This is a genomic window from Pseudomonas sp. fls2-241-TYG-175 (assembly GCF_030209155.1).
Classification (GTDB): Bacteria; Pseudomonadota; Gammaproteobacteria; order Pseudomonadales; family Pseudomonadaceae; genus Aquipseudomonas; species Aquipseudomonas viridiflava.
Genome location: NZ_JARVSO010000006.1, coordinates 22,148 through 44,897 on the forward strand (window position 1 = coordinate 22,148; position 22,750 = coordinate 44,897).

Below are 22,750 nucleotides of genomic sequence, written 5' to 3' on the forward strand. Positions count from 1 at the left end.
ACCCCGGCTGAGCAGCAACCGGTCACTCTGCACAAACCAAGTGCTCTGAATCGGACCATCTGATCCGTTTTGATCATGCTGTTTTCTACAGCCCATTGTTTCATAACGTCTTTTCTGCAGTGGCATGGATGCTGCTATGGCCTGCTGGGTCGGCCCCGCGCTGTTCTTGCAGGCCATTACCCTCAGGAAAACGTCTATGTACAAGAAACTGTTGCCCGGGACTTTGTGTGCGGCTGTTGCGTTCGGGATGGGCAGCCTTGCCCAGGCGGAAGGGCTGACCCTCAAAGGCCCGGCGAAAATCGCCATGGTGTACATCAGTCCGCGCAACGACGGCGGCTGGACCCAGGCATTCGACGAAGCGCGGCAAAAACTGGAAAAGGATCTGGACACCAAAATCCAGTACGTCGAAAGCGTTCCTGAAAACGCGGCTGCCATCACGCCGGTCGTTGACCGTCTGATCGCACGTGGCGCGAACATCATCGTCGGTACGGCTTTCGGTTACTCCGACACCTTCCTGACACTGGCCAAAAAATACCCTGAAGTGGCGTTCCTGAACGGCTCGGGCACCACCAACGCGCCCAACCTGGAGTCGTTCTACGGTCGCACCTATGAAAGCCAGTACCTGTGCGGCATGGCAGCAGGCGCCGCGTCGAAAACCGGCAAGCTGGGCTTCGTGGCCGCCAACCCGTTCGGGCAGGTCAACTGGACCATCAATGCCTACGAGCTGGGTGCGAAGCAGATCAACCCGAAGGCCACGGTCGCGGTCGTTTACACGGGTGCCTGGAACGACCCGGTCAAGGAGCGTGCGGCAACCATGGCGCTGATCGACAACGGGGTCGATGTGGTCGGTCAGCACGTCGACAGTCCCACACCGCAGATCGTCGCCCAGGAGCGCGGCATTCACGGCACCGGTCACCACCGTGACCTCAGCGAGTTCGCGCCCAAGGCCACCGTCTGTTCGTCGGTCTGGGTCTGGGACCGTTTCCTGGGGCCTGAGCTCAAGAAAGTCATCGCAGGCAACTGGACGCCCGCGCCCAATGGCGCCCTGCTGTCTATGGAGCAGGGCGGCACTGACATCACCCTGACCAAGGACCCTATTATTTCTGCGGACAACCGGCAGAAGATCGAAGCCGAGCGCGCCGAACTGCTGGCTGGTCGAAAAATCATCTACAGCGGCCCGATGGCGGATCGAGACGGCAAGGAGCGCATCGCCGTCGGGCAGCATTTGTCTGACCCTGATTTGTGGAAAATGGACTGGTTCGTCGAAGGCGTGATGACTCAGCAATGAGTCAGGTCAATGCGCTTCAACTCACCGGGATCAGCAAGTCGTTCGACGGCTTCAAGGCGCTGATCGACGCCGACTTCACCGCTCACTGGGGCGAGGTCCATGCGCTGTTGGGCGAGAACGGTGCGGGCAAATCGTCGCTGATGAACATTGCCGCCGGGCTGTATGCGCCTGAAACCGGCTCGTTGCTCATCGACGACAATCCGGTCCAGTTGCAAGGCCCCAAGGATGCGAGCCGCTACCGGATTGGCATGGTGCATCAACACTTCAAGCTGGTGAAGCCGTTCACGGTGGCGCAGAACATTCTGTTGGGGCTGCGTGAACAGCCGGGCGAGGGTGGTTATCGCAAGCGTCTGCGGGCGCTTGAGCAGGAGATTGCCGCCAAGGCCGAGGAATTGGGTTTCGTGCTCGACCCGACCCGCAACGTCGACAGCCTGTCGGTCGCCGAACAGCAGCGTGTGGAGATTCTCAAGGTGCTGCTGGCCGGTGCGCGGATTCTGATTCTTGACGAACCCACGGCCGTGCTCACCGATCAGGAGGCCGAGCGTCTGTTGATGACCGTGCAGACCTTTGCCCGACAGGGCGCAGCAGTGGTTCTGGTGACGCATAAGATGGCCGACGTGAAGCGCTACGCCGACCGGGTGACCGTGATGCGCGGCGGCAGAACGATCCAGACCCTCGACCCGCAAAGCGTCAGCGTTCAGCAACTGGTGCAACTGACCGTGGGCGATTCCGCACCGGTCAGCGAGCGCAGTCCGGCCATGCCCGGCGAGGTCCGTCTGCAGGTCAGAGACCTGCACAGCGCTGAGGGCAATAACGCGTTGAACGGCGTAAACATGACCCTGCGTGCCGGGCAGATCTACGGCATCGCAGGCGTCGGCGGCAACGGTCAGGCGGAACTGGCCAACGCGCTGATGGGGCTGCCCCAACCCACCGAAGGCGAGATTCATCTGGCGCAGTTCGGTGATCTGCGCACCGCATCGACCGAGCAACGGCGTCAGCTGCGTATCGCCTCGATCCCGGCAGATCGCTACGGCGCGGCGCTGGCCGGTTCGCTGTCGGTGGCCGAGAACTTTGGCGTGGGCAATATCCATGGCGGCCAGTACGGCTCGTTCTGGCGCATGCGCTACTCGCGTCTGAAGCAGGACGCGCAAAAGGCCGTCGTGGATTTCGATGTGCAGGGCGTGCGTTCGCTCGATCAGAAAGCCGCGCTGTTGTCGGGTGGTAATGCGCAGAAGCTGGTGATCGCTCGAGAGTTCAGCCGCGACCCGCAACTGGTGCTGGTCCACAGCCCCAGCCGGGGCCTGGATGTTCGCGCCACACAGGCTGTGCATGACCGGCTACGGGCGGCGCGTGATGCAGGCGCAGCCGTGTTGGTGATCAGCGAAGACCTGGACGAGGTTCTGACCCTGTCTGACCGGATCGGGGTAATGAACGGCGGGCGCATCGTCGCCGAGTTCGAGCATCCCGCCGACCGTCAGGCCATAGGCAAAGCGATGGTGAGTCATGACTGAATCGACTGTTTTGCACGCAGGCAGTGCGCCGCGAAGCCCCTTGCTGTCGCGACGCTACACATTGGAAATACGCCAGCAAACAGGCTGGCCGCTGCAAGCGCTGATCATTGTGCTGGCGTTGCTGGTCGGCTTGGCCATCTGCACCGCCATTCTGATCATGGCGGGCGTTCCTGCGGATGAGCTGCTCAATGAGTTCGTCATGCAGACCGTATTCGATGCACAGAACTTCAAGGCCGTGCTGTTTCAGGCCTCGCCCATGATCATGGTCGGTCTGGCAGGCTGCATGGCATTCCGGGCGAGGTTCTGGAACCTGGGGCTTGAGGGGCAGATGATTTGGGGCGCCATCGGTGCCACGGCCATTTCGCTGTTTGACGTGGGGCCGGACATGCTGCGCCTGCCATTGATGATGGCGGCTGCCATCGTCTGCGCGATGCTCTGGAGTCTGGGGCCGATCCTGTTGAAGCTGAAGTGGCAGGTCAATGAAATCATCTCGACCCTGATGCTCAATTACATCGCCGCCAATTTTCTGCTGCATCTGGTCTACGGCAGTTGGAAAGATCCACGGGACAACTTTCCGTATTCGCCTGCGTTGCGCAGTTTCGAGCGCCTGCCGGACCTGTTTGCCGGATACAACGCGGCCATCGTGCTGGCGCTGCTGGTCATGCTGCTGACGTTGTGGTTCATCGGCATTTCCCGGGCCGGTCTGTACCTGCGCTTTGTCGATGCCAACCCGAAAGTGGCCGGTGCGGTAGGCGTGCCGGTGCGCAAGATGATCATGGGCACTGTGCTGCTGTCGGGCGCACTGGCGGGGCTTGCGGGGTTTGTCGTGACCTCGGGACAGGAGGGTCGTTTGACCCAGTCGTTCTATCAGGGTTATGGCTTTTCCGGGATTCTCATCGCGTTTCTGGCGCGCAACAATCCGGTGGCGGCAACGATTGTGGCGCTGCTGATCGCCATGCTGTTCGTGGCGGGGCGCAACCTGCAGGTGTTCTATCAGATCCCGTTTTCGATGGTGCAACTGATCCAGGCGATTCTGGTGATCTGCGTGGCCTCGTCCGACTTCTTCATTCGTCATCGCCTGCGACGCATTCAGGCAGGAGCACGCTGATGGACCTTCTTTCTCACTGGTTGGGCAGCGCGCCGGATTTTGCAGTGCCCTTTGCGTTGGCCGCGCTCGGCCTGATCCTGATCGAACGTAGCGGCGTGCTCGCGCTGGGCGTCGAAGGCATGATGCTGGTGGGCGCGCTGGCGGGCATCGGCATGCAATTGAGTGTCGGCTCGCCCGGCATTTCGCTGCTGGCCTCGATGGCGGCGGCGGGCGTGGTGTCTTTGCTGTTCGCCTTGATGGTGTTGGTATTGCGGATCAATCAGGTGATCGCCGGGCTGGCGCTGGTGTTTTTCTGCCAGGGGCTGACCGGTTTGCTGGGTACGCTGCTGGGCTGGACCAATCGTCCGGTCAGCGGTCTGCAGGCCGTGGAGTTGTGGCCGCTGTCGGAGTTGCCCGTGGTGGGCAAGGTGTTTGTCCAGAATCCGCTGGTGTACCTGACCGTGTTGATCTTCTTCGCCGTGGTCTGGTTGCTGGAGCGCACGCGCACCGGTCTGCGTTTGCGCGCGGTTGGCGAAAACCCACAGGCGGCCGACGCGGCGGGCATTTCGGTGCTGGGCTATCGGCTGGCGGCCATTGTGGCTGGCTCGGCGCTGATGGGCCTGGCAGGCGGTTTCATTGCGGTGCTGAGCACCAAGATGTGGATCGCCGACATGACTGGCGGGCGCGGCTGGATCGCCGTTTCACTGGTCATCTTTGCGCGTTGGTCGCCCTGGCGTGCCTTGGCCGGGGCGCTGCTGTTCGGCGGCATCGAAGCGTTGATTCCGCAACTGGCAGCAACCGGCGTGAAGCTGCCGCAGTACTTCGTGTTGATGACACCCTATGCCGTCACCCTGCTGGTGATGGTCTGGGTCGCCGCTGGCAGGCGACAGTCCTCAAGCCAGCCGGGTGCGCTGGGTGAGCCGTATATTCGTGAAGAGCGGCGATGACTCAGCAGGCGGACGGTTCAGGCCGGGTTAAGGAATTTTTGACGGGCGCCATGCTCTAATCGGTCATTAGCGTTCGTCCAACCCAGGAGCTTCTGAATGTTCATGTCTCGTCGTTTGATTATTGCAGCCACCGCTGTGGCCATGCTTTCCGGCTGTGCGACGTCCAATCCCTATGACAATCAGGGCCAGGCTCAAAGCTCCGGTGGCATGAACAAGACTGCCAAATACGGCGGGCTGGGTGCCCTGGCTGGTGCGGTGGCCGGTGCCGCCATCGACCATAACCATCGCGGCAAAGGTGCATTGATCGGCGCTGCCGTGGTAGGTGCTGCATCCGCAGGCTACGGCTATTACGCGGACAAACAGGAAGCGGCGTTGCGTGCGAGCATGGCCAATACCGGTGTCGAGGTGCAGCGTCAGGGTGATCAGATCAAGTTGATCATGCCGGGCAACATCACATTCGCCACCGACTCGTCGGCGATTGCCAGCAGCTTCTTTTCCCCGCTCAACAACCTGGCGAACTCGCTCAAGCAATTCAACCAGAGCAACATTGAAATCATCGGCTACACCGACAGCACCGGCAGCCGTCAGCACAACATGGACCTGTCGCAGCAGCGCGCACAGAGCGTCGCAACTTACCTGACTTCCCAAGGGGTTGATCAGGCTCACCTGTCGGTACGCGGTGCCGGTCCCGATCAGCCAATCGCGAGCAACGCCGACGCCAACGGCCGCGCCCAGAACCGTCGCGTAGAGGTCAACCTCAAGCCGATTCCGGGTCAGCAATATCAGCAATACCAGCAGTAAGCTCCTTTACTGATGATCGTGCCCATGCTCTGGGCACGATCAGTGTCGAGGCCGACTTGTGTGTAGCGATGAGCGCAGAGCATGGGTACGATCATGAATCAACCGCGATACTGCTCGTGCATCCGTTCCAGCAACTGGTCTTTCTCTTCCCACAGCGCGTTGATCCACTGCTGGAATTCCAGGCGGTATTCGCCGTCCTGATCGTAGTTTTTGCCCACGAACTGCTGCGGGATTCTGATCTCTTCGAAGTGGGCGACCACGTCTTTCACTCTGCCGCACAGCAAGTCCCAGTAGCCCGGCCGGCCAGCGGGATAGTGAATGGTCACGTTGATGATCGACTCAAGCTGCTCGCCCATCGCATCCAGCACGAAAGCAATGCCGCCCGCCTTGGGTTTCAGCAAATGGCGGAACGGCGAGTTCTGCTCGGCATGCTTGCCCGGCGTGAAGCGCGTGCCTTCTGCGAAGTTGAAGATACCCACCGGGTTGTGACGAAACTTCGCGCACGTGCGACGGGTGGTTTCCAGGTCCTTGCCCTTTTTCTCGGGATGCTTGGCCAGGTACGCCTTGGAATAGCGCTTCATGAACGGAAAGCCCAACGCCCACCATGCCAGACCAATCACCGGCACCCAGATCAGCTCCTGCTTGAGGAAGAACTTCAACGGTCGGATACGGCGGTTCAGCACGTACTGCAGCACCATGATGTCGACCCAGCTCTGATGGTTGCTGGTCACCAGATACGAGTGCTTGTAGTCCAGCCCCTCGAGGCCGGTCAGGTGCCAGCGGGTGTTGCACAGCAGTCTGATCCACGCATTGTTATTGCCGATCCAGGTTTCCTGAATGTGGCTCATCATCCAGTCGGTGAGGCGTTGTGCGGCAGAGAAGGGCAGGCAGATCTTGAAGATCGTGACCACGAACAGCACCGTGCAGCAGACGACGGTGTTCAGTGCCAACAGCAGCGAGGCGAGGACGCCGCGCAATGGGGCAGGCAGGAAATCCATGAAGGATAAAGCTCCGCAGAAAAGTGGGATGCCGCAGATTGGCCTGCGGCATCTGGGTATTTATGAAGCCAGTGTATCGGCCTGAATGGCAGTCAACGCAATGGTGTAGACGATGTCGTCGACCTGAGCGCCACGAGGCAGATCGTTGACCGGCTTGCGCAGGCCTTGCAGCATCGGCCCGAGACTCACGCAGTCGGCACTGCGCTGCACAGCCTTGTACGTGGTGTTGCCGGTGTTCAGATCCGGGAACACAAACACATTGGCGCGTCCCGCGACCGGGCTGTCAGGCGCCAGTTGCCGTGCGACGTGCTCGTTGGCGGCGGCATCATACTGCAGCGGTCCGTCGATCAATAGATCACGCTTGGTTTCGCGGGCCAGTTGCGTGGCTTCGCGGACTTTCTCGACCTCTTCGCCGCTGGCCGAATTGCCGCTCGAATAGCTGATCATCGCCACGCGAGGCGAGATGCCGAACGCGATGGCGGAGTCGGCGCTTTGCAAGGCAATCTCGGCCAGTTCGCTGGCGCTCGGGTGCGGGTTCATGATGCAGTCGCCATAGACCAGCACCTGCTCGGGAAACAGCATGAAGAACACCGACGACACCAGCGTGCAGCCCGGTGCGGTCTTGATCAGTTGCAGAGCAGGGCGAATGGTGTTTGCAGTGGAGTGAACGACGCCTGACACCAGCCCGTCGACTTCATCCAGCGCCAGCATCACTGTGCCGATCACCACCGGATCTTCAAGCTGCTGCTCGGCCATGGGCGCGTTCAGGCTTTTGCTTCTGCGCAGGTCCACCATCGGCGCAACGTAACGTTCGCGAATCAGGTCAGGGTCGAGAATTTCCAGCCCCGGTGGCAGCTCGATGCCATGGGCCTGTGCAACCGCTTGCACCTCCTCAGGCTTGGCCAGTAGCACGCAGCGCGCAATGCCGCGGGCCTGACAGATCGCGGCCGCCTGAATGGTCAGCGGCTCGTTGCCTTCCGGCAGCACGATGCGCTTGTTGGCTGCCTGCGCACGCTGGATCAACTGATAACGGAACACGGCAGGCGAGAGACGCAACTCGCGCGGCGTGCCACAACGCTGATGCAGCCACTTGGCGTCCAGATGGCTGGCGACGAAATCCGTGATGATTTCCGCACGCTCGCGGTCATCAATGGGGATTTCCTTGTTCAGCTGATTGAGGCGGTTGGCCGTGTCGTAGGAGCCGGTGCTCACTGACAGAACCGGCAGTCCTGCCTGCAACGCGCCGCGGCACAATTCCATGATGCGCGGGTCGGGGACGGTATCGCTGGTCAGCAACAGGCCCGCCAGCGGCACGCCATTCATGGCGGCCAGGCTTACGGCGAGAATGATGTCGTCGCGGTCGCCCGGCGTCACCACCAGCACGCCTGGCTTGAGCAGAGGCACGGTATTGAGCACGGTTCGCGCACAGATAATGATCCGCGACATGCGACGCTGTTCGTAATCGCCTGCGTTGAGCACCTGAGCGCCCAGCAATTCGGCGACGTCACGGGTACGTGGCGCGTTGAGTTCGGCCTGATAGGGGATGCAGCCCAGCAGACGGAAATCGCCATTGCGCAGCAGTGGTGAGTGCTCCTTCAGACGAGCGGCGAAGACTTCCATGCTTTCGTCGGTGCGCACCTTGTTGAGAATGACGCCAAGCACCTTCGGGTCCTTGGGGCCGCCGAACAACTGAGCCTGTAATTCGACCCGTCCGGACAGTTCGGTCAGCACCTCGTTTTCCGGCGCGGACACCAGAATCACCTCGGCATCCAGGCTCTTGGCCAGGTGCAGGTTGACCCGCGCGGCATAGCTGGCGCTGCGTGTCGGCACCATGCCTTCGACCACCAGCACATCCTTGCCGACGGCTGCCTGCTGGTAAAGATTGATGATTTCTTCAAGCAGCTCGTCCAGCTGCCCGTCGCCCAGCATGCGTTCGACGTGCGCCAGAGCAAGCGGTTTGGGCGGTTTGAGGCCGTGGGTGCGGGCCATCAGTTCGGTAGAGCGTTCCGGGCCCAGATCGCCGGGATGCGGTTGGGCAATCGGCTTGAAAAAACCGACTTTCAGGCCGGCGCGCTCCAGAGTGCGCACCAGCCCGAGGCTGATGGAGGTCAACCCCACGCCAAAATCCGTGGGGGCGATGAAGAACGTCTGCATACTGGCTTCTCGATTGAGCAGTGCAAGGTATGTGGCGAAGATGAACAGCCGACAACCGTAAAAGGACCGGGAACCGTCTAATGCGGATCCTCTTTGCCAAGACTATCGTTATCCGCAGCTTTCGCACACCAGCCGCAGTGAAAGCCCTGACCTATTTTCTGTTGGCGTTGAGCGGGGTCCAGCACCCATGCCCGCGATTGCCACGGCGGCTGGTGACGAAGATGCTGCGTGTGGCCGCAGGACAGCATCGCAACCCAGTGTCCTTCTTCGTCCTGCCGGAAATCGATGACCGTTGACTTTTCCAATTGGGCCCGTCTGTCAGAGTTGCGTTCGCTTTCGGGCGATGGCTTGGTTAAACTTGCTCGTTCTTCAATCTTAAGCAAAGGTCTTGTCCCCATGCCGATCGCCGCCAATAAGGCTGTCTCCATTGACTATACCCTGACCAACGACGCTGGTGAGGTCATCGACAGCTCCACCGGTGGCGCGCCGCTGGTTTACCTGCAAGGTGCTGGCAACATCATTCCGGGCCTCGAAAAGGCCCTTGAAGGTAAAGATGTCGGTGACGAGCTGGATGTCGCCATCGAGCCGGAAGAAGCCTACGGCGAATACTCCGCCGAACTGGTCAGCACCCTGAGCCGCAGCATGTTCGAAGGCGTTGACGAGCTTCAGGTCGGCATGCAGTTTCATGCTTCCGGCCCTGACGGCGGCATGCAGATCGTGACCATTCGCGATCTGGACGGCGACGACGTCACTGTCGACGGCAACCACCCGCTCGCCGGTCAGCGTCTGAACTTCAAAGTGAAAGTCGTGGACATTCGTGATGCCAGCCAAGAAGAAATAGCTCATGGCCACGTTCATGGCGAAGGCGGCCATCATCACTGATTTGTGCTGCTAAGCTCAGATCACTGACAAAGGCGCTCTGGCCGTTCTGCGATGACGACTTTCGTTTCGCGTACGGTCATTGCGCCTTTTCGGGTTCTGGCGCAAGGCTCGGGTTTCAAGGGGGTTCTTCATGAGTGCTTTTCACGACATCAAGCTGAAAGCGCTGGATGGTCAGGAGCTGTCACTGGCTCCGTTCAAGGACAAGGCGGTTCTGGTTGTCAATGTCGCTTCGAAGTGCGGTCTCACACCGCAGTATGCAGCGCTCGAGAACCTGTACCAGCAATACAAGGACAAGGGCCTGATGATTCTGGGACTGCCCTGCAACCAGTTTGCGGGCCAGGAGCCGGGCACCGAACAGGAAATTGCCGAGTTCTGCGAGCTCAATTATGGCGTGACCTTTCCTCTGGGCGAAAAGCTTGAGGTCAACGGTCCGCATCGTCATCCGCTCTATCGCCTGCTGGCGGGTGAGGGTGCCGAGTTTCCCGGTGATATCGCTTGGAATTTTGAAAAGTTTCTCGTTCGAAAGAGCGGCGAAGTCATCGCACGCTTCTCGCCGCGTACAGCGCCTGATGATCCTGCCGTCATTCTGGCAATCGAAAAAGCGTTGGGTCTGAACTGATCAACCTTCCGGGTGGCCTCCGACTCTTTGGCCACCCCATGTTTTTACCGCTTCTGTACTCAAATCAGTCAAATCAATAGTACTGGGCCTGCGCTCCCGGTCAGCCCTATGCTGCGCCTCTGATCCGGCATTCTTCGCCGAATCGCTATCCCTCAACTCTCGTCGGAGACCCGCGCATGCCGGTAAAAGCCTTGTTCAAACCCTTTCATCTGGGCAGCCTGGAATTATCGTCACGTGTGGTCATGGCGCCTATGACGCGCTCGTTCTCGCCCGGCCATGTGCCGAACTCGAAGGTCGTCGAATATTACCGGCGTCGGGCAGCCGCAGGCGTCGGTCTGATCATCACCGAAGGTACGACGGTGAACCACAAGGCTTCCAATGGCTATCCCAACGTCCCGCAGTTCTTCGGTGAAGCGCCGCTGGCCGGCTGGAAGAACGTGGTTGATGCCGTGCATGCCGAAGGCGGCAAGATCGCCCCGCAGCTCTGGCATGTCGGCGCGGTACGTCGTCTCGGCACCGAGCCGGACGGCAGCGTGCCTGCCTACGGGCCGATGGAAAAGGTCAAGGACGGGCAAGTGCTGGTCCACGGCATGAGCAAGCAGGACATTGATGAAGTGGTGGCTGCGTTCGCGCAGGCAGCAGCGGATGCCAAGGCCATCGGCATGGATGGCGTGGAGATCCACGGTGCTCACGGCTATCTGATCGACCAGTTTTTCTGGGAGGGCAGCAACCAGCGCACCGACGAATACGGCGGCAGCCTTGCCAACCGTTCGCGCTTTGCCATCGAGTTGATTCAGGCTGTACGCGCTGCGGTCGGACCGGATTACCCGATCATCTTCCGTTTCTCACAGTGGAAGCAGCAGGATTACACCGCACGTCTGGTGCAAACGCCGCAGGCGCTGGGTGAGTTCCTGCAGCCGCTGTCGGACGCCGGTGTGGATATCTTTCACTGCTCGACACGTCGGTTCTGGGAAGCGGAATTCGAAGGCTCCGATCTGAACCTGGCAGGCTGGACGCGCAAACTGACCGGCAAACCGACCATTACCGTCGGCAGCGTTGGCCTGGACGGCGAGTTCCTGCAATTCATGGTCAACACCGACAAGGTGGCCCAGCCGGCCAGCCTGGAAAATCTGTTGCAGCGGCTGGGCAACGACGAGTTCGATCTGGTCGCCGTAGGGCGTGCACTGCTGGTCGATCCCGATTGGGCAGTCAAGGTGCGCGAAGGGCGCGAGCAGGACATTCTGCCATTCAGTCGAGAGGCACTGACGACGTTGGTCTGATGGTCTGCCGAGCAACCTTCGCGACTTCGACCTCGGTCACGCTTTCCCGGGGCGGGGAGACTTCCAGCAACTGCCGTTCGAACTGATCGATGATTGCCGCCCAGCCCTGACGACTTGCGTGCTGCCTGGCATTCAGGCGCACGCGGCGCAGGGTTTCGCTGTCTTCCAGCAGCCAGTGCGCGGCGTCTATGAACGCCGCTTCATCGCCTGGCATGGCCAGCGCGCCATTGTGGCCGTGACGAATATGCTGCCCGGCGGCCGCTTCATCGTAGGCAACCACGCCCAGACCGGACGCCAATGCTTCCAGCACCACGTTGCCAAAGGTTTCAGTCAGGCTGGGAAACAGAAACATGTCGCCTGACGCATAGTGCGTCGCCAGCGCCTCGCCCCGTTGCGTGCCGCAGAGGATTGCCTCTGGAATCTGTTGTTCCAGCCAGGCTCGCTGAGGCCCGTCGCCGACAATGATCAGCTTGAGGTTGCGTTGCGGGTAACTCGCCTTCAGCGTCTCGAAACTGGCCTTGAGCAGCCCCAGATTCTTCTCTGGTGCGAGCCTGCCGACATGAATTACCCCCGTGTCATTCGCCCCCAGACCCCAGCTTTCGCGCAAGGACTGTGAACGCCGTGAAGGGTGAAACAGTTGACTGTCCACGCCCCGCGACAGCAACTCGATGCGCTCGAAACCGCGCCGCTCCAGCTCCACTTTCTGGCTGACGCTGGGCACCAGCGTGATCCGCGAACGATTGTGGAACCAGCGCAGGTAATGGGTGATCAGGCGAGTGATGAAGCCCATGCCGTATTGCTGTGTGTATTGAGGAAAATTGGTGTGGAAGCCGCTCACCACCGCAATGCCCAGTCGTCTGGCGGCTCGTAACGCGGAAAGCCCCAGCGGCCCCTCGGTGGCGATATACAGCACATCCGGCCGTTTGCGCTGCCAGCGGCGCAACAACTTGTGCATCGAAGACTGCCCCCACTGCAATCCCGGATAGCCCGGAATCGGCCAGCCCCGGCACAGCATCAGATCATCGGCTGCGCTCGATACAGCGTCCTCGCTCTGGCGCGGCCGGATCAGCTCGACCCGATGCCCGCGTAAGCGCAAGCCGTCACACAGCCGCCCCAGGGTGTTGGCAACGCCATTGATCTCGGGGCTGAAGGTTTCAGTGATAAGCGTGACATGCAGGGATTGGCTCATAGGAAGAGTTTCGACCGTAGACATGTCGGTTATGTGGCGGGTTTGTGATGGATTTGTGATCGGGTGCTTCGGGGCGGGTGTGTGTCAGGTTGTGGTTTCAGATGCCATGTTCAAGCCAAGTCTGTTGCAGGGACTACATGACGTTAATCTTCGTCTTAAGAAAAGGTGAGTTTTTTCGTTAAGTTCGTTGTGGTATTTATTTAAACTCTTATTTGTTCATTTTTTGAGTAACGTCTGGTTATCGGATTTTTATATCCGTCTACCGCTACGCAGTGGTTCGGCAGTGTCCGTTCGGCTGTTAGGGAAATTACTCAAGGATTGAATAAATGAAATTTGACTTCAAAAAATTGAAGCGTACTCGCTCGGCCGCAGGAATTGCATTGGCACTCTGCGTTTTTTCAGGAACGACTGTCGCGGGCAGCTATCAGTCGTCGGTCAGGTTGCCTGTGATACATTCGAAAGATTATTTATACAAGGCTGATTTGCCCGTTGGCAGAGGTGTGCCACCGGGTGCGGTGATTAAAAATGTAAGCTGGAACTGGAATGTGACGGGCTGGCCTCAAGGGCTGGAGGTTTATCTGTGTCAGGTTCCCAGTCCGTGTGTGGACATCTCTCGTCAGAGGCGAGGTTCGACGGTCAGTTTTAATGGACGATTTGCAGCCCAGCTCCTTTCGTTTAAGCTCAGGATCGGGGCCGCTGGACGTACACCCGTCGCTGGGCATTTAGGTACTGTCACGGTGAGTTGGTAGTCTTTTAGCCCCGCCCTGATGCGCTCGGGCGGGGTGCGGTTTACCAGTTGGTCATCTTTTTAAAACGATCAGGCAGGCCGTCGCTGAAATCTATTAGCTTTTTTAGCAGTTCCAAGTCGGATGTTCCCTTTAAGACTTCTGTCTCATACAGCTGATTTCGTTTTTCTCTGACCGAGTGTAGCATGTCTGAAAAATACGCCTTTGATTCTCTCGTTACAGGCTCGCCTGTAGAGTAGTATCGAATGACAGGGTAGTCCGAGAGGTCAAGCAGTTCGAGGTTCATTGTTCTGTGCATAAAATCGTGAATAAGCACTTTAAGTTCCGCGGAGTCATTGATTGCCTCTTTTACCCGATGCTTCTGAGCTGCTCCGTTCGTTTCAAACTCATGGCCCGACGCGTAGGGCTTGTGTAGCGTACTTCCCAGTGCAAGTCCTGGGGGATGACTGTGTTCTGCTCCTGCCTCCTTTGACCTTCCAGCCTGAACCGCCATGGACGCAGAGACTCTCTCCATCGCCGCAGGCCTTGCCGAAAAGCCCTTCTCTTCAACTGCAGACCTGCGCTGCTCAATACTCATGTTCTGCATAAAGAACGAGGAGCGCGGTTGAACCGGGCGACTCAGCGTCGCGGAGGCAGGCGTTATCGAGCGTTCCTGTCTGGATGACTCCGCACGCTTCAATATCTGAGAAAACTGGCCTGGTCGAGATGGCGCAGCTTTTTCCATTCCCGCAGATTGACGTGTTTTGCCGCTTTGTGATGCGGCCGATAGTGTTTGAGTTTCCATGGCGTTGCCCTCCGTGTGGTTCAGGATGCAGAGCAAGTCGAATGCCAGTTTTGGAGTTTCTTTAAGGTCCTACAAGAACGGGGCAGGAAAAATTGAGTTAACTATAATCGTCCTACATACAATGCCTACACGTAGTGATTTTCGGCGGGAGGCAGACTTTTTCCGCTTTGGGTAAAAGTTTGCCGCAGTTCTATATATGAGGGTGATTGGGTGTAAGAGTTTGTACAATGAGCGGTAAGATTGTTCTGATTGCCGAATTTACTGAAGAGCCGAAGATCACTGATGTCCTGTTATCTCTATAAGACCACTGTCCGGAGTGTAACCCGGGCAGTGGTCTCAGGCATGTATCAGCCGAAGTCGGCCACCAGTTGATTGATCAGTTCAGCCACCTTATCCAGGCTTGGCTCGGCAATGCGGTGTTCGTCGGCAAATGAATACTGAACGCTGAACAGTCCGCTATCCGGCCCGTCGGCGTACTCAACTTGATCGTTTTCATAGACGCGGTGCCACGCGTCTTCGCTGATGGAGCGGGAAAAGATGACCATCCTTTCTCCGACACTGGTGCCCATGCCATTGATGAACGCTTCGTCCGGATCGATGCCCCACTCGGACAGTTGGCCGACCAGAAACTCCCTGATCTGCGCTTTGAGGTCTTCGGCATTGCCTTGCTTGGCGAGTACGTTTGGGTTGTGTTGCGTCGTCATGATCTAACTTCCTTGTCAAGTTCATGTGTCTTCCTGTGGCTGCGTTGCAGCCTTGCATGAACAGATTGATTGAAAGCCTATTAGACATGCCTTTTGCATTGCGCGAGTTGTAGATAATTACACGCAGTGATTTTTTACAGGGCTGCCGGAAGCGGGGCTTCCGGCAGCATGTCCCTGTTCATCAGGCACCGGTAACCCGGCTCGGCAAGGCATCAGCCCCGCGCTCACGCACCCAGAACAATGTCGCCCCGGCCACTGCTGCCGGCATCATCAGAATGTTGACCACCGGAATCAGCAGCGCCAGATACACGATGCCGCCGAAACTCAGGCTCTGCAAGCGTTTGGACTTGAGCCAGGCAAGCATCTCGTTCCAGCCCAGCTTGTGGTTGTCGGCCGGGTAGTCGATGTACTGGATGGCCATCATCCACACGCCGAACAGCAGCCACAGCGGGGCGGCGATGATGTTGGCCACGGGTATGAATGACAGGATGAACAGCCCGAGCATGCGCGGCAGCATGTAGCCCAGTTTGCGTGCCTCGCGGGCAAGGGTGCGGGGTACCATGGCAACCAGCTCGGCCCAACTGAAGTCCGGGGAATCATCCACGCCGCGCACCACGGCTTCGACCTTCTCTGACAGAAAGCCGTTGAACGGCGCAGCAATGATGTTGGCGACCATGGTGAAGGTGAAGAACACCATCAGCAGCACCAGCGCGACGAACAGCGGCCAGAGGATGTAGGTGAGAAAGCTCAGCCAGTGGGGAAGCGTGGGCATGAACGCGTCGACCCAGAGTTCGAACTGATGTATCGCCAGATAGATCACGCCGCAGAACAGCACCAGATTGATGCTCAACGGCAGCAGGACGAATAGGCGCAGTCCAGGGCTCAGGACCAGTTTCAGGCCTTCCTTGAGGTATTGCGGGCCGGTAAGGGCAGGAGCAGGCATGGCAGCCTCCGAAAGCTTGAAAGGCGTGACCTTACCGGCTTTGCGATGGCCTTGAAAGAGGAGGCTTGAAGCCGGTCTGGCAGGGCTGATCCGGCTTGTGGCCAATCCGTCGCCTTTTGCGAGGGATAATCTGAACATCGCCACAGACACAGGATCAGAATGGCCTCTGGGTTGTATAGAAGCGGCCTATAAGGTGGATTGTGAAACGATATTTCCTTACTCTCTGCCACCCCGATAGGCTTGTCACCAATTTCAGGACCTGTCCTTACAATTTTCATGGAGTTATCAATGAGCGTACTGGTAAACAAGTCAGCCCCGGATTTCGACGCAGCAGCAGTATTGGGTGATGGTTCCATCGTCGACAGCTTCAAACTGTCCTCCCTGCGCGGCAAGTACGTGGTCTTGTTCTTCTGGCCTCTGGATTTCACCTTTGTCTGCCCTTCGGAAATCATTGCCCACAACAACCGCATCGCCAAATTCCGCGAGCTGGGTGTTGAAGTGGTTGGCGTTTCCATCGATTCGCAATTCACCCACTTCGCGTGGCGCAGCACTCCGGTAGAAAAAGGCGGCATTGGCGAGGTCGAGTTCACCATGGTGGCCGACGTCAAACACGAGATCACTCGCGCCTATGGCATCGAACACGACGACGGCGTTGCACTGCGCGCATCGTTCCTGATCGACAAGGCTGGCGTTGTCCAGCACCAGGTGGTCAACAACCTGCCGCTGGGTCGTGACGTTGACGACATGGTGCGTCTGGTCGAAGCGCTGCAGTTCACCGAAGAGCATGGCGAAGTCTGCCCGGCAGGCTGGCGTCCAGGCCAGAAAGGCATGAAGGCCGACGCAAAGGGCGTCGCCGACTACCTGGCTTCCAACGCCAAGAGCCTGTAATCGATGGCGGCGGCCTGGCTCAGCGTCAGGTCGCCGCATCAGAATTCTCAGGACGGCCGAGCGGTTTCGGCCATCCTTACTTATCCAGCCGTTCCGACCGCGGCGTAAACGGCCGGTCGATAGGAGTGTGTCATGTCAGACGTACGTCATTCCCGAGTGATCATTCTCGGTTCCGGCCCTGCCGGTTACAGCGCTGCGGTGTATGCCGCGCGCGCCAACCTGAAGCCTCTGCTCATCACCGGCATGCAGGCTGGCGGTCAGCTGACCACGACCACTGAAGTCGATAACTGGCCGGGCGACCCGCATGGCCTGACCGGCCCGGTATTGATGGAGCGCATGCGCGAGCACGCCGAGCGTTTCGAGACCGAGATCGTGTTCGATCACATCAACTCGGTCGATCTGGCAGGCAAGCCGTTCAGCCTGCAGGGCGACAGCGCAACCTACACCTGCGACGCGTTGATCATCGCAACCGGTGCGAGCGCTCGTTACCTGGGTCTGCCATCGGAAGAAGCGTTCATGGGCAAGGGCGTGTCAGCCTGTGCTACGTGCGACGGTTTCTTCTATCGCAACCGCGAAGTGGCGGTGGTCGGTGGCGGTAACACCGCTGTTGAAGAGGCGCTTTATCTGGCCAACATCGCGAGCAAGGTAACGCTGGTTCACCGTCGTGAGACGTTCCGCGCAGAGAAGATTCTGATCGACAAGCTGCATGCGCGCGTCGCCGAAGGCAAGATCGAGCTCAAGCTCAACGCAACGCTGGACGAAGTGCTGGGTGACAACATGGGCGTGACCGGTGCCCGCCTGAAAAACAACGACGGCAGCAGCGACGAGCTGAAAGTCGACGGCGTGTTCATCGCCATCGGCCACACGCCGAACACCTCGCTGTTCGACGGCCAGCTGGCGTTGAAAGACGGCTACATGGTTGTGCAGGGTGGCCGTGAAGGCAACGCAACTGCCACCAGCGTCGAGGGTGTGTTCGCAGCGGGCGACGTTGCAGACCACGTGTACCGTCAGGCAATCACCTCGGCGGGTGCAGGCTGCATGGCTGCACTGGACGTTGAGCGTTATCTGGACGGCCTGGCCAACGCCTCGTTCTGATTGCGTTCTGCAGACATGAAAAAACCGGCCTTGTGCCGGTTTTTTTGTGGGCTTTATCTCTGACAAGGCGCTGTCGCGCAGCAGACACCGGACCTCGTGGGAGCGGACCGAGCGGCGTTCCGTTTGTCCGCGAATGCAGTATTCCAGTCACTGCATATGCGTTGGATGACTGGCCTTTTCGCGGACAAGTCCGCTCTTATCAAACACCTGCAACCCACTGAAGAAACGCGTTTTTGTGGGAGCGGACTTGTCCGCGAATGCTGTAGTTCAGCCGATGAATATTCGTCGGATGTACTGGCCTTTTCGCGGACAAGTCCGCTCCCACCAGGTTTGCTGCGCGACAGCGCTACGTCGAAGACGTGGTGGCGCCTCCCACAAAAACGTGTTCATCCAGCAGATTACGTGTTGTTTGATAAGAGGCAGCGTGTCGGGAGAAAGACCCCCGACGTACTTCAACCCTTGCGCTTGAGCGGCTCGCCTTCGAACGTCACGCCCGCCAGACCATGCTTGATCAGCGCACGAATATTGCCGTGGTCGCTGCCATCGGGTGTGGCCTGCACGGAACGGTAGTGTTCGCCGAACGCCAGCAGTGCCTCTTCATCGCTCAGGCCTTCCAGCAGGGCCATGCCCAGGGTCTTGCACGAACCTTCGTTCTGGCCCGCCGCGTTGTCGACATCACCGTTACGGAACGCCTGTGGCTGGTAGTCGTAGGTGTTGGCGATGAAGGCGAGGGTGTCGGCAAAGGCGTGTTCGCCGCTGCGCAGACGGGTGCGCAGGGAGTTCAGGTCAGTCATGCTTGGGTTCCTTGGCGAAGGCAGCCTGTTGCTCGGCGCTGGCTTCTTTCTGGTACTGGGCTTTCCACTCGCTGTACGGCATGCCGTAGACCACTTCGCGGGCGTCATCGAGGCTGATGTCGATGTGTTTCTCGTCGGCCGCGGCCTTGTACCATTTGGACAGGCAGTTGCGGCAGAAGCCGGACAGGTTCATCAGGTCGATGTTCTGGACGTCCTTGCGGCTGTCCAGATGCGCCACCAGTCGGCGAAAGGCGGCGGCTTCGAGTTCGAGGCGTTCTTGCTCGGTCATGACGGGCTCTTTTCGGTCAGTAAAGTGACGTCATGATAAGAGTTTCAGCGTTGACCGGCGAGCGTGATCGAGACGGATTCGGCAAAACGCAGCGCGTGCGGCTTGTCGACTTCCACTTCGGCGTAGGTCACCGCCTGATGGCTCATGACCAGATCCAGCACTTCCTGGGTCAACCGCTCAAGCAGCGCGAAGCGATTGCCTTCGACGTGCTGAATGATCGCCTTGGTGATGGTGCGGTAGTTGAGCGCATGTTCGATGTCGTTGTCGCGCACCGCTTCTTGGGCGACATACAGAATCGTCAGGTTGATCAGTACATCCTGCTTGTTGAGAATCTCGTCTTCATTGATACCGATGAACGTGCGCAGTCGCAGGTCCTTGACGCGAATGCGCGCGGTTCCGGGTTCCAGTCGGGCCATCGTTATTTGCTCCTTGCGATCAATTGCAGAAACTCCATGCGCGTCGTGCTGGACTCGCGGAAAGCACCGAGCATGACGGACGTGTTCATGGTCGAATTCTGCTTCTCGACGCCGCGCATCATCATGCACATGTGCTTGGCTTCGATCACCACGGCGACGCCGGAAGCTCCGGTCACTTCCTGAATCGCTTCGGCGATCTGGCGGGTCAGGTTTTCCTGGATCTGCAGGCGTCGGGCGAACATGTCGACGATGCGGGCGATCTTCGACAGACCCAGTACCTTGCCGGTCGGAATGTACGCAACGTGCGCCTTGCCGATGAACGGCAGCAGGTGATGCTCGCACAGCGAATACAGCTCAATGTTCTGGACAATGACCATTTCGTCGTTGTCGGACGCGAACAGTGCGCCATTGACGATTTCTTCAACGCTCTGCGTGTAACCATGACACAGATACTGCATCGCCTTGGCGGCGCGCTTGGGAGTATCCAGAAGGCCTTCGCGTTCCGGGTCTTCACCGAGGCCGACCAGAATGTCTCGATAATGCTGTGGCAGGGATAAGCTCATCAGATTGATCCTCGGGGCGGCCTACTTGACGTGCCGTCCACCGTTTACGGTCAGTGTGGTGCCGGTGACATAAGTGGAGTCCAGAAGGTAACGCAGGCTCTGGTAGATCACTTCTGCACCCGGCTCTATGCCCAGCGCCGATTTGGCGAGGACGTTGGCGCGGTACGCTGCGTCGTCCGTGGGTTGAAACATCAGCAATGCCGGAGCAATGCCGTTGACCTTGATGCGCGGTGCGAGCCGCGCGGCAAACGACAGGGTCAGGCTTTCCAGGCCTGCCTTGCTGGCGCAATACGCGATGTGCTTGCTGCTGCCCTTGCGAGTGACGTCATCGCTGATGTGAACGATGTCGGCCACCTCGCTGGCGTGCAGCAGTGGCGCGCAGTGCAGGTTGATGAGGTAGGGCGCAAGCATGTGTACGTTGAACATCCTGCTGAACTGCCCGGCTTCATCGCCTGGTGTTTCAGCGAGCCACTCGGAGGCGTTGTGCACGATGGCCCGCAGGCTGTCGGTGTGGTCTTTGAGTGCTTCGATAAACGCCATGATGCCCGCTTCGCTGGAGAAATCGCCTTGCAGGGCGAGAGCACCTGCCCGGCGCAATTCATCGATACCGGGCCGCTCGCTGCGATAGCTGACGATCACAGGATGGCCCTGCTCCAGCAGACGCTGCGCACAATGCAGGCCCACTCGCTGACTGGCGCCGGTGATCAGGATCGGTGCAGAAGAGATGTCCATCGGCAGTTCACGCATCATGTCGGTAAGAGGGTGTTTGCTAACCAGCCTGAGGAAACGACCTACATCAAAGTGTTGTTCAGGCTGACAGCAAACTTATACCAGAGGATTTTTTTGTACAACCCTGATCATCGCGAATCACATATCTATCGAGCGGGCGGGGTCTCTAATATGGGAAAAACAAGCCGCTTGATCGATTTTTGCGCGCGAGCAAGACCTGTACCGTCTGAAGGGTTTTGTACAGGTCTTGTCGGGTTATCGGGAGGATGCGGAGTGGGTTCGGCGTGACGCTGCGGTTGGCGAAGTCTGTAGCCAGGGCGCCAAAAGGCGCGTGGACAGCGGTATGAACAGATAGACCATCAGCGGCGTCAGGATTGCAGTGCTGATCATGATGCGCGGCAGCAGGTCGAGATGATTGAGCAGCGGACCCAGCAGAAAATTGAAAATCAGCGAAACCGGAAAGAATGCCAGCCAGATGGCGACAGCCTGTTTCCAACGCGGCGGGCGTTGATCGGCAGCTCCGAACCAGCCGTCTATGCCACTCACACGATGTTCCGAGGGTTGCGCGAACAGCCCGCTGCCGCGCACCAGCCAGGAGCGTCGAGATGCAGAATGCTCCCAGGCGTGCATGGTCTGCTCATCAGTAAAGCGGAAAATAATCTGGAATTCGTCATCGCCAGGCGGCGGAGCGAGTACGCCGGAACCCAGATAGCCGGGAAAGTCGGTGGCCAGTTGTTCACCTTCGTGCAGCCAGGCCATCATTTCCTGATAGCGGCCATGGGCGACACGGCGTGCAACCATCAAGGTGACGGGTGAGGTAGACATTGTGTATCTCCGGTAGAGGCGTGAGATTCCCGGGTAGGGAGGTCACATGGCGCGGCACCGGGGTGGTGGGCCGCGTCAGCTTCACTCAGAAGCAAGCAAGGATTATTCCTGAATCCGTTTAAAACAAGTAGAACTTTGTAATCGCTCGCTGGCCTCAATTTCTGACGCCCGGCGCTATAGACCGTTCGACGGCGCTGTTTACAATGCGTCGCACAAATACAAGTGATAACCCGGCATGACCCAACCTATTGATCACCACCTTGTCCGGAAGGATCCCGACGAGGATTTCAGGCAACAAGAGCTTTATCCGATTCGCGAGGTTGCCCGTCTGACCGGCGTCAACCCGGTCACGCTGCGCGCGTGGGAGCGTCGGTACGGCCTGATTCAGCCAACGCGCACCGAGAGTGGGCACCGGCTGTATTCGCAGTCCGACATCGAAACCGTACGCAGCATTCTCGACTGGATAGAGCGGGGCGTGGCTGTCAGCAAGATCGGCAAGATCCTGGCCCGCAGCGAAAGTACTCGCAGTCAGTCGTCACCGCCGGAGAATCCGCTGTCCCGAGCGGACTGGACGCAGTGGCAGAGTCAGTTGAGGCAGGCCATCGGCATGTTCGACGAGCGTCGCCTGGAGCAACTCTACGGGCAGATTTTCTCGACCTACTCACTCGTGGTGGTGTTCGAAGATATTCTGATGCCGCTGTGGCGGGAGGTGATGGTCAATCAGGCTACGTTCGGGCATACCAGCGAAGGGTTGTTCTTCGATACATTTATGCGCGGCAGGGTGCTGCAGCGGCTGCAACTGGCCAACGATTCGGCAAAGGGCGTGGTGGTGCTGGCCGCTCTGTCTTCTCAGGACCGGGAGCTTGAGTTGTCGGTTGCAGGATTGTTCATGGGGAGTGCGGAGATTGCCATTAGAGTGTTGGCTATCGGTCAGCCTTTTGACGAGCTGAGTCTGGTCTGCGAACGGGTCGGGTCTCTGGCGCTGGTGCTGTTTTCCAGCACGTCATTTGCCGTTGATCTGCCAAAGCGTCTGAACAGACTGGCATTGACGCTGGAATGCCCGGTACTGCTTGCAGGGGAAGTGTCGCACTTCGTTCAGGAGGGGCTTGCCGGATCTACAATCGCCTGCCTTGGCAGTGATGGTCGTTCGATGAATCGTTTGCTCAAGCAGTTTCTGGCGGGGCAGATGGACAGCTGACAGCGTGTCCCGGGTAACGA

25 protein-coding genes are annotated in these 22,750 nt (G+C 58.9%); 12 read left to right on the plus strand and 13 right to left on the minus strand.

Annotated elements, in window-relative coordinates; genetic code table 11:
- Positions 1-196: 196 nt before the first annotated feature.
- The 5 genes from QRN20_RS06060 (at position 197) to QRN20_RS06080 (ending at position 5,634) form a co-directional block, all read left to right on the plus strand.
- A complete protein-coding gene (locus QRN20_RS06060) occupies positions 197-1,288 on the plus strand; it encodes a BMP family ABC transporter substrate-binding protein (protein ID WP_285360033.1) in 1,092 nt (363 codons plus the stop codon).
- The gene (locus QRN20_RS06065; protein ID WP_122434126.1) at positions 1,285-2,799 is read left to right on the plus strand and encodes an ABC transporter ATP-binding protein; all 1,515 of its coding nucleotides are present in this window, start codon (positions 1,285-1,287) and stop codon (positions 2,797-2,799) included. The genes QRN20_RS06060 and QRN20_RS06065 overlap by 4 nt, the downstream gene beginning before the upstream one ends.
- Positions 2,792-3,907 carry an ABC transporter permease gene (locus QRN20_RS06070; protein WP_285360034.1) on the plus strand — a complete coding sequence of 372 codons (1,116 nt, stop codon included), beginning with the start codon at positions 2,792-2,794 and terminating at the stop codon, positions 3,905-3,907. The genes QRN20_RS06065 and QRN20_RS06070 overlap by 8 nt, the downstream gene beginning before the upstream one ends.
- Complete coding sequence (locus tag QRN20_RS06075) at positions 3,907-4,833, plus strand: ABC transporter permease (RefSeq protein WP_029242245.1); 927 nt, start codon at positions 3,907-3,909, stop codon at positions 4,831-4,833. Before QRN20_RS06070 ends, QRN20_RS06075 begins: the two co-directional genes overlap by 1 nt.
- 96 nt (positions 4,834-4,929) lie before the next feature.
- The gene (locus QRN20_RS06080) at positions 4,930-5,634 is read left to right on the plus strand and encodes a YiaD family glycine zipper/OmpA-like lipoprotein (RefSeq protein WP_285360035.1); all 705 of its coding nucleotides are present in this window, start codon (positions 4,930-4,932) and stop codon (positions 5,632-5,634) included.
- Positions 5,635-5,732: 98 nt separating this feature from the next.
- Here QRN20_RS06080 and yihG read toward each other — a convergent pair whose 3' ends face one another.
- The 3 genes from yihG to QRN20_RS06095 form a co-directional block, all read right to left on the minus strand.
- Positions 5,733-6,632 carry a 1-acylglycerol-3-phosphate O-acyltransferase, YihG family gene (gene yihG, locus QRN20_RS06085; protein WP_004885137.1) on the minus strand — a complete coding sequence of 300 codons (900 nt, stop codon included), beginning with the start codon at positions 6,630-6,632 and terminating at the stop codon, positions 5,733-5,735.
- A gap of 60 nt (positions 6,633-6,692) precedes the next feature.
- Positions 6,693-8,786, minus strand: a complete 2,094-nt coding sequence (gene pta / locus QRN20_RS06090) for a phosphate acetyltransferase (RefSeq protein ID WP_096768022.1) — start codon at positions 8,784-8,786, stop codon at positions 6,693-6,695.
- 77 nt (positions 8,787-8,863) lie between these two features.
- On the minus strand, positions 8,864-9,169 hold the full coding sequence (locus QRN20_RS06095) for a DUF3565 domain-containing protein (RefSeq protein ID WP_122414972.1): 306 nt from the start codon (positions 9,167-9,169) through the stop codon (positions 8,864-8,866).
- Positions 9,170-9,182: 13 nt separating this feature from the next.
- On the opposite strand from QRN20_RS06095, the gene QRN20_RS06100 reads away from it, so the two are divergent.
- The 3 genes from QRN20_RS06100 (at position 9,183) to QRN20_RS06110 (ending at position 11,567) form a co-directional block, all read left to right on the plus strand.
- Positions 9,183-9,668 carry an FKBP-type peptidyl-prolyl cis-trans isomerase gene (locus QRN20_RS06100; RefSeq protein ID WP_029242247.1) on the plus strand — a complete coding sequence of 162 codons (486 nt, stop codon included), beginning with the start codon at positions 9,183-9,185 and terminating at the stop codon, positions 9,666-9,668.
- 130 nt (positions 9,669-9,798) lie between these two features.
- Positions 9,799-10,287, plus strand: coding sequence for a glutathione peroxidase (locus QRN20_RS06105; protein WP_122588105.1), 489 nt, complete (start codon positions 9,799-9,801; stop codon positions 10,285-10,287).
- Between the two features lie 176 nt (positions 10,288-10,463).
- Positions 10,464-11,567, plus strand: a complete 1,104-nt coding sequence (locus QRN20_RS06110) for an NADH:flavin oxidoreductase (protein ID WP_122434127.1) — start codon at positions 10,464-10,466, stop codon at positions 11,565-11,567.
- Here QRN20_RS06110 and QRN20_RS06115 read toward each other — a convergent pair.
- On the minus strand, positions 11,536-12,756 hold the full coding sequence (locus tag QRN20_RS06115) for a glycosyltransferase family 4 protein (RefSeq protein ID WP_096768020.1): 1,221 nt from the start codon (positions 12,754-12,756) through the stop codon (positions 11,536-11,538). The genes QRN20_RS06110 and QRN20_RS06115 overlap by 32 nt on opposite strands.
- A 326-nt stretch (positions 12,757-13,082) precedes the next feature.
- Between QRN20_RS06115 and QRN20_RS06120 the strand changes: the two genes are divergently transcribed.
- On the plus strand, positions 13,083-13,505 hold the full coding sequence (locus tag QRN20_RS06120) for a flagellar protein FlhE (RefSeq protein ID WP_231500883.1): 423 nt from the start codon (positions 13,083-13,085) through the stop codon (positions 13,503-13,505).
- A gap of 40 nt (positions 13,506-13,545) precedes the next feature.
- On the opposite strand, the gene QRN20_RS06125 is transcribed toward QRN20_RS06120, so the two are convergent.
- The 3 genes from QRN20_RS06125 to cysZ form a co-directional block, all read right to left on the minus strand.
- Positions 13,546-14,286, minus strand: coding sequence for a hypothetical protein (locus tag QRN20_RS06125; protein ID WP_217384754.1), 741 nt, complete (start codon positions 14,284-14,286; stop codon positions 13,546-13,548).
- A gap of 347 nt (positions 14,287-14,633) precedes the next feature.
- Positions 14,634-14,990 (minus strand): hypothetical protein, encoded by a 357-nt coding sequence (locus tag QRN20_RS06130; RefSeq protein ID WP_029242251.1) that lies wholly within the window; start codon positions 14,988-14,990, stop codon positions 14,634-14,636.
- 181 nt (positions 14,991-15,171) lie between these two features.
- Positions 15,172-15,933, minus strand: coding sequence for a sulfate transporter CysZ (gene cysZ, locus QRN20_RS06135; protein ID WP_122606753.1), 762 nt, complete (start codon positions 15,931-15,933; stop codon positions 15,172-15,174).
- 288 nt (positions 15,934-16,221) lie between these two features.
- Between cysZ and QRN20_RS06140 the strand changes: the two genes are divergently transcribed.
- A complete protein-coding gene (locus QRN20_RS06140; protein WP_122575690.1) occupies positions 16,222-16,821 on the plus strand; it encodes a peroxiredoxin in 600 nt (199 codons plus the stop codon).
- A gap of 132 nt (positions 16,822-16,953) precedes the next feature.
- Positions 16,954-17,916 carry a thioredoxin-disulfide reductase gene (gene trxB / locus QRN20_RS06145; protein WP_004885126.1) on the plus strand — a complete coding sequence of 321 codons (963 nt, stop codon included), beginning with the start codon at positions 16,954-16,956 and terminating at the stop codon, positions 17,914-17,916.
- A 452-nt stretch (positions 17,917-18,368) separates the two neighbouring features.
- Here the strand turns inward: trxB and QRN20_RS06150 are convergent, their stop codons facing one another.
- The 6 genes from QRN20_RS06150 to QRN20_RS06175 all read right to left on the minus strand — a co-directional run bounded on the left by QRN20_RS06150 (position 18,369) and on the right by QRN20_RS06175 (position 21,532).
- Positions 18,369-18,710 (minus strand): HopJ type III effector protein, encoded by a 342-nt coding sequence (locus tag QRN20_RS06150; RefSeq protein WP_122575688.1) that lies wholly within the window; start codon positions 18,708-18,710, stop codon positions 18,369-18,371.
- Positions 18,703-18,999, minus strand: a complete 297-nt coding sequence (locus QRN20_RS06155) for a DUF1244 domain-containing protein (RefSeq protein ID WP_007252642.1) — start codon at positions 18,997-18,999, stop codon at positions 18,703-18,705. The genes QRN20_RS06150 and QRN20_RS06155 overlap by 8 nt, the downstream gene beginning before the upstream one ends.
- Before the next feature lie 44 nt (positions 19,000-19,043).
- Positions 19,044-19,415, minus strand: a complete 372-nt coding sequence (folX, locus tag QRN20_RS06160; protein ID WP_004885123.1) for a dihydroneopterin triphosphate 2'-epimerase — start codon at positions 19,413-19,415, stop codon at positions 19,044-19,046.
- Between the two features lie 2 nt (positions 19,416-19,417).
- Complete coding sequence (folE, locus tag QRN20_RS06165) at positions 19,418-19,978, minus strand: GTP cyclohydrolase I FolE (RefSeq protein WP_004885122.1); 561 nt, start codon at positions 19,976-19,978, stop codon at positions 19,418-19,420.
- A gap of 21 nt (positions 19,979-19,999) precedes the next feature.
- Positions 20,000-20,704: a dihydromonapterin reductase gene (gene folM / locus QRN20_RS06170; RefSeq protein WP_162877008.1), complete on the minus strand. Its 705-nt coding sequence runs from the start codon at positions 20,702-20,704 to the stop codon at positions 20,000-20,002.
- A 258-nt stretch (positions 20,705-20,962) separates the two neighbouring features.
- Positions 20,963-21,532 carry a putative antibiotic biosynthesis monooxygenase gene (locus tag QRN20_RS06175; protein WP_004885120.1) on the minus strand — a complete coding sequence of 190 codons (570 nt, stop codon included), beginning with the start codon at positions 21,530-21,532 and terminating at the stop codon, positions 20,963-20,965.
- Between the two features lie 235 nt (positions 21,533-21,767).
- Here QRN20_RS06175 and QRN20_RS06180 point away from each other — a divergent pair, with 235 nt between their 5' ends.
- On the plus strand, positions 21,768-22,730 hold the full coding sequence (locus QRN20_RS06180; protein ID WP_122517102.1) for a MerR family transcriptional regulator: 963 nt from the start codon (positions 21,768-21,770) through the stop codon (positions 22,728-22,730).
- The last annotated feature ends 20 nt before the right edge of the window (positions 22,731-22,750 follow it).

Bases quoted from the DNA above. Each gene is read 5' to 3' on its own strand.
- QRN20_RS06060 (WP_285360033.1), top strand. From the start codon at position 197: ATGTACAAGAAACTGTTGCCCGGGACTTTGTGTGCGGCTGTTGCGTTC.
- QRN20_RS06065 (WP_122434126.1), top strand. From the start codon at position 1,285: ATGAGTCAGGTCAATGCGCTTCAACTCACCGGGATCAGCAAGTCGTTC.
- QRN20_RS06070 (WP_285360034.1), top strand. From the start codon at position 2,792: ATGACTGAATCGACTGTTTTGCACGCAGGCAGTGCGCCGCGAAGCCCC.
- QRN20_RS06075 (WP_029242245.1), top strand. From the start codon at position 3,907: ATGGACCTTCTTTCTCACTGGTTGGGCAGCGCGCCGGATTTTGCAGTG.
- QRN20_RS06080 (WP_285360035.1), top strand. From the start codon at position 4,930: ATGTTCATGTCTCGTCGTTTGATTATTGCAGCCACCGCTGTGGCCATG.
- yihG (WP_004885137.1), bottom strand. From the start codon at position 6,632: ATGGATTTCCTGCCTGCCCCATTGCGCGGCGTCCTCGCCTCGCTGCTG.
- pta (WP_096768022.1), bottom strand. From the start codon at position 8,786: ATGCAGACGTTCTTCATCGCCCCCACGGATTTTGGCGTGGGGTTGACC.
- QRN20_RS06100 (WP_029242247.1), top strand. From the start codon at position 9,183: ATGCCGATCGCCGCCAATAAGGCTGTCTCCATTGACTATACCCTGACC.
- QRN20_RS06105 (WP_122588105.1), top strand. From the start codon at position 9,799: ATGAGTGCTTTTCACGACATCAAGCTGAAAGCGCTGGATGGTCAGGAG.
- QRN20_RS06110 (WP_122434127.1), top strand. From the start codon at position 10,464: ATGCCGGTAAAAGCCTTGTTCAAACCCTTTCATCTGGGCAGCCTGGAA.
- QRN20_RS06115 (WP_096768020.1), bottom strand. From the start codon at position 12,756: ATGAGCCAATCCCTGCATGTCACGCTTATCACTGAAACCTTCAGCCCC.
- QRN20_RS06120 (WP_231500883.1), top strand. From the start codon at position 13,083: ATGAAATTTGACTTCAAAAAATTGAAGCGTACTCGCTCGGCCGCAGGA.
- QRN20_RS06125 (WP_217384754.1), bottom strand. From the start codon at position 14,286: ATGGAAACTCAAACACTATCGGCCGCATCACAAAGCGGCAAAACACGT.
- QRN20_RS06130 (WP_029242251.1), bottom strand. From the start codon at position 14,990: ATGACGACGCAACACAACCCAAACGTACTCGCCAAGCAAGGCAATGCC.
- cysZ (WP_122606753.1), bottom strand. From the start codon at position 15,933: ATGCCTGCTCCTGCCCTTACCGGCCCGCAATACCTCAAGGAAGGCCTG.
- QRN20_RS06140 (WP_122575690.1), top strand. From the start codon at position 16,222: ATGAGCGTACTGGTAAACAAGTCAGCCCCGGATTTCGACGCAGCAGCA.
- trxB (WP_004885126.1), top strand. From the start codon at position 16,954: ATGTCAGACGTACGTCATTCCCGAGTGATCATTCTCGGTTCCGGCCCT.
- QRN20_RS06150 (WP_122575688.1), bottom strand. From the start codon at position 18,710: ATGACTGACCTGAACTCCCTGCGCACCCGTCTGCGCAGCGGCGAACAC.
- QRN20_RS06155 (WP_007252642.1), bottom strand. From the start codon at position 18,999: ATGACCGAGCAAGAACGCCTCGAACTCGAAGCCGCCGCCTTTCGCCGA.
- folX (WP_004885123.1), bottom strand. From the start codon at position 19,415: ATGGCCCGACTGGAACCCGGAACCGCGCGCATTCGCGTCAAGGACCTG.
- folE (WP_004885122.1), bottom strand. From the start codon at position 19,978: ATGAGCTTATCCCTGCCACAGCATTATCGAGACATTCTGGTCGGCCTC.
- QRN20_RS06175 (WP_004885120.1), bottom strand. From the start codon at position 21,532: ATGTCTACCTCACCCGTCACCTTGATGGTTGCACGCCGTGTCGCCCAT.
- QRN20_RS06180 (WP_122517102.1), top strand. From the start codon at position 21,768: ATGACCCAACCTATTGATCACCACCTTGTCCGGAAGGATCCCGACGAG.